Source organism: Deinococcus marmoris DSM 12784 (genome assembly GCF_000701405.1).
Taxonomy (GTDB): domain Bacteria; phylum Deinococcota; class Deinococci; order Deinococcales; family Deinococcaceae; genus Deinococcus; species Deinococcus marmoris.
This window is the reverse complement of sequence record NZ_JNIV01000199.1, coordinates 1-2,753: the sequence shown is the minus strand read 5'-3', so window position 1 is coordinate 2,753 and position 2,753 is coordinate 1. Positions and strand designations below refer to the sequence as shown.

General features: G+C 64.9%; 1 protein-coding gene. It reads left to right on the top strand.

Features of this window, described 5'->3' with window-relative positions; all coding sequences use genetic code 11:
* Nucleotides 1–447: 447 nt before the first annotated feature.
* Nucleotides 448–2,679 (top strand): glycoside hydrolase family 38 N-terminal domain-containing protein, encoded by a 2,232-nt coding sequence (locus Q319_RS0123025; RefSeq protein ID WP_029484722.1) that lies wholly within the window; start codon nt 448–450, stop codon nt 2,677–2,679.
* Nucleotides 2,680–2,753 lie beyond the last annotated feature (74 nt).

The window sequence follows — 2,753 nt, the reverse complement described above, 5'->3', positions numbered from 1 at the left end:
AAAAGCTGATCCAGATGACGTTCCATGACCTGACTCAGCATTTCCCGTTCTGTTGCCATGCACCATCATCCCATTTCAGCGGGATGCACCCCCTGCGGGGCAACCGCGCACGCCGTAGCAGCAACGTTGTGCAAGTCTTGAGAGGATCGTTTGCCCGGTGGCCCCTCTGCAAGCAGGTCTGCGGCCCACCCTTCCGCCGCTACGCGGCTCCCTCCCTCCACACTTGGGGGAGAGGGGAAGGAAAGGAATTGACAGAATGCGGCTGTAGGGGTAACGCCGCCGACTTTTCACGGCACGAACCGGACGGCTGAACCGCAAGACTGGCTCTGCCCTGTGCCATGTCGGGGTGCCATGTCGGGAATCCACCTCTCACGCCTCTCGGTCAGGCTCTTTTCACCGTGCGGGCCGCTGGACTGACGCTGGACAACTTCACAGGAGAGGACGCCTATGCCTGAGCTGGAAACCATTTACCTCGTTCACCACAGCCACACCGACGTGGGCTTCACCGCCGATCAGCCGATTTTGTGGGAGTTGCAGGCCCGCTTTATCGACGACGCCCTGAACACCATCGAGCGGATGCAGGACGGCCCCTCTGAGACCCACTTCCGCTGGACCTGCGAGACCACCGCCCCCGTGTTGAAGTGGCTGGAAACGGCGTCTGAGCACAATATTAAGCGCTTCGTCGCCGCCGACAGGAGTGGGCATCTGGAAGTCGCGGCGATGTTCGCCAACGTGACGCCGCTATATAGCCGCGCCCAGTACGCCGAATCATTGCGGCCAGTGGCGCGACTGCGCGAGCTGGGGCTGGACATCCGCCATGCCATGCAGTGCGACGTGAACGGGCAGAACTGGCCGCTGGCCGACGTGCTGCTGGACGCCGGAATAGAGGGCTTCTCCATGGCGATCAACACCCACTTTGGCGGAGCGCCGCCCCGGCCCGCCGTCTTTGATTGGCAGGCCCCCAGCGGGCGCACCCTGCCCACCTTCAACGGCTGGGCCTACCCGCGCGCCCGCGAATTCGGGATCGGGGAGACCAGCGGGGACGCCTTCGCTGGCTGGATTCCGCGCCTCCAGGCCCATCTGGACAGCGTGAAGTACCCGCTGCCCTTCGTGATGATTCAGGGCGATCACCTGTACGGCGACAACGCCAGCGTCTACCCGGCCTACGCCGCCTTCGCCCGCGCCTGGAACGCCTGCGGGCAGGGGCCAAAAATCGTGATGGCGACGCCGAGAATGTTCTGGGCGGCGGTCAGGGAGCATTCGCAGCCGCTGGAAGTCTGGCGCGGCGACTGGACCGACTACTGGAATTTCGGCTGCATCAGCACCGCCCGCGAGACGGCGATTGACCGGGCCAACCGGGTGCGCCTGACCGACGCGGACGCCATCCACGCCGCCTTGCAGGGTCTTCCCACAGCGCCTCAGCCGGGCCTGCGGACGCAGTGGTCTGAACGTTCCTTCCCTCTGTACCGGGAAGAGGCGTGGCGCAACCTGAACCTGTGGGGCGAACACACCTGGGGGGCCGACAGCGCCGTGGGTATGCCGGGGGCGGGCGATTCGCTCTCGCAGAAAAACCACAAGCTGGGTCTGGCCTACACCGCCCGCAGTCTGGGCCTGCTGCTGGGGCGCGACGCGCTGGCCGACTTCTCGCAGTTCGTGGCGGGCGGCCCGGATGAACTGCTGGTCTTCAATCCGCTGCCGTGGGCGCGCATCATCAGCGGCCCCGTTCCCATCAACACCCTGACGCCGCGCGGGGACGCCGCCGACACCACCGCCAGCCGCCATTTTCAGGGCCATTACGCGCCGCCCACCTCTATCTGGAAAGGCCAGGGCCAGATGCAGCAGAGTGGCAATCTGGGCTGGGAACTGCCGCCCACCCAGGTTCCCGCCTTCGGCTATGCCAGCGTTCCCAAAAGCAGCGTGCTGAACGTCAAAACGGCGGCGGTCAGTCAGGAAGCGGAGGTGGAGACGGAGCGTTACCGCCTCAGATTTGATACCGAGCGCGGCGGCGTGGTCTCCCTGTATGACAGGCAGCTTGAGCGCGAGTGGGTGGACGCTGAAGCCGGATACCCCCTGCACGGCTTCGTCCACGAGGAGGTGGCGGACCGCGCCCACGACTGGCCGCGCAACCTGCTCAATAAAATGGACTGGACGCCCACCGCCCATGATGTGAGTGGCTGGCAGCCGGACTGGGAAGCGAAACGCAGCGGCCCCAGCCGCGTCACCTCGCATCAGGTGTACCGCACACCCCTGGGCGTGGCCGTGGAGCAACTGCTGGAGCATCCCGCCGTGGGCAAACTGGCCCAGCGCATCTTTCTGCCCTTTCATGCCGACTGGATAGAGTGCGAGGCCGAGTGGGAGATGAATCAGGATTCGCACCCGCAGGCCACCTATCTTCTGTTTCCCTTCAACCTGCCCGGTGCGGAAGTCCATCTGAACATGGCGGGTCAGCCCGTCGTGCCGGGGCGGGACCAGTTGCCGGGCGTCTGCCGCGATTACTTCACCGTGCAGGGCTGGGCCGACTTCAACAACGGCGAGTGCGGCGTGACCGTCGCCCTGCCCGAGAATCCGATGGTGCAACTGGGCGACTTTCACTTCGGTCAGGCCCAGAGCGAGTTTGTGCTGGAACGCCCCACGTTTCTCGGCTGGATCACCAACAACGGTAGAAGGCTGGAATCATAACCGACATGCCTGACATGAGGGGCGTCCGGGGCGTATCCCCGGACGTATGCAATCACCCTCACTCGACAGTTTCT

Coding starts and splice junctions, on each gene's coding strand:
- Q319_RS0123025 (WP_029484722.1), top strand. CDS start 448: ATGCCTGAGCTGGAAACCATTTACCTCGTTCACCACAGCCACACCGAC.